We start from the raw sequence: 1,694 nt of genomic DNA, 5'->3' as shown, positions 1-1,694 counted from the left end.
TGCCTGTGAACAAACTGCTCATTTCTGGGTGCGGGCCAGTCTCCGAGACATGAGGATGATCATCGACCAGGTGACCATGGCTTCGTGGTGTTCGGGTAGGCGTTCGTTGTCGCGGACGCATCGTCGGCGTCTGGTGATCCAGGCGAGGGTGCGCTCGACGACCCAACGTCGGGGTAGGACAACGAATCCGGTTGTGTCGTCGCTGCGTTTGACGATGTCGAGGGTGAGTGCGAGGTGCTGGCGGGCCCAGCCGACGAGCTTGCCGGCGTAGGCGCCGTCGGCCCAGACCAGGGTGAGGGTGGCGAAGAGTTCACGCAGCTGGCGCAGGGCTGGACGTGCGCCGTCGCGGTCTTGGATGTTGGCGGCGGTGACGTGAACGATCAGGAGCAGCCCGAGGGTGTCGACGATGACGTGGCGTTTACGTCCGTTCAGCTTCTTCCCGGCATCCCAGCCGCGGGAGGCGGTGCCGATGGTTTCGGCGGCGCGCACGGTTTGGGAATCGATGATCGCCGCGGTCGGGTCCGGATCTCGATCGGCGTTGGCGCGCAATCGATCTCGTAGGTCGTTGTGCACGGCCAGGACGTCGCCGTTGTGCCACCAGCGGGTGAACAGGCCGTAGACGGTGCGCCAGGGCGGGAAGTCGCACGGGAGGTTGCGCCATTTGCAGCCGTTGTCGGCCAGGTAGAAGATCGCGTCGATGATCTGGCGGCGGCAGTATTCCTCGGGCCGGCCTCCGCCGCCGTCGAGCCAGACCGGCCACGGCAGCACCGCCGCCAACTGCTCCCATTGCGCGTCGGTGGTGTCGGAGGTGTATCGGCGCACTCTGCCCGGTCGACGGGCGCCGTGCCCGAACCTGCACGCCACACAGCCGCAACCGGTTTCGGCGATATCGGTGCCAGCGGACAGGGTTGCGGAGTAGAACGTCATGGGGCGGGACCTCGTGGGCGGCGACGGTTGTGGTGACTGCTTGGCTACCACTTGGTCCCGCCCCCACCGCGGTGCCACACCGCACGAGGGCCGCGGTGTCAATCACCCACGACGCCACCATCATTGCGCGATCGTGAACATCCCTGACGGCTGCTGCACCGCCCATCCTCGCTCCACCAGGCGTTTCAGCTTCGACCGCAACCCTTCCACCTTCGACCGCGCGGTCACCGCGATCCCCAATTCCGCCGCGACCTGCCCGGCCCGCAACCCGGAACCGGCCTCGGCCAGCACCGCCAAAATCTCGCAGTAGTCACCCGGCAACACCGCCGCCGCGTCCGCACCCGCTGACCGCTGCGGCACAAGCACCAACCCGATCCCACGCGCCGACTCCGAAACCGGTTGCGCCTGTCGGGTATGCACGCCCACCTCAACTCCGCCCGGCTCGCCGGGAATAGTCGGTTCACCGGCATCTACCTCGCCGAACAACTCCGCCATCGTCTCCCGAGTGATCACCAGCCTCGACAACCGCAACTCCTGCGCGGCCAGCTGATCGGTCAACTCACCGATCTGGCGACGCAACCGCGCTACCTCGTCGGCCAGCCCCGCCTCACGCCGAGCCAGCTCCTCACGCCAGGACACCATGACCGCCTCCATCGGCCCCCGCAGCTCCGACGATAAACCGCCAGCAACCAACCCGACAGGCACACAACGAAAACCGCAGATCACCACGCCAGAAGAGCTATCTGATCAGTTTCTTCACAGGCACT

Annotated in this window: 2 protein-coding genes; both read right to left on the bottom strand. The window is 66.5% G+C overall.

What is annotated here, in order from left to right; translation table 11 throughout:
- Positions 1-18: 18 nt before the first annotated feature.
- On the bottom strand, positions 19-927 hold the full coding sequence (locus NA4_RS38125) for an IS5 family transposase (RefSeq protein WP_067481094.1): 909 nt from the start codon (positions 925-927) through the stop codon (positions 19-21).
- Positions 928-1,047: 120 nt separating this feature from the next.
- Entirely contained in the window at positions 1,048-1,569 is a 522-nt protein-coding gene (locus NA4_RS38120) for a helix-turn-helix domain-containing protein (RefSeq protein WP_218022535.1), read from the bottom strand.
- Positions 1,570-1,694 lie beyond the last annotated feature (125 nt).

Origin of the sequence: Nocardia amamiensis NBRC 102102 (assembly GCF_001612745.1) — a bacterium.
Classification (GTDB): domain Bacteria; phylum Actinomycetota; class Actinomycetes; order Mycobacteriales; family Mycobacteriaceae; genus Nocardia; species Nocardia amamiensis.
The sequence above is the reverse complement of the archived record's forward strand: the minus strand, read 5'-3'. Positions and strand labels throughout refer to the sequence as shown.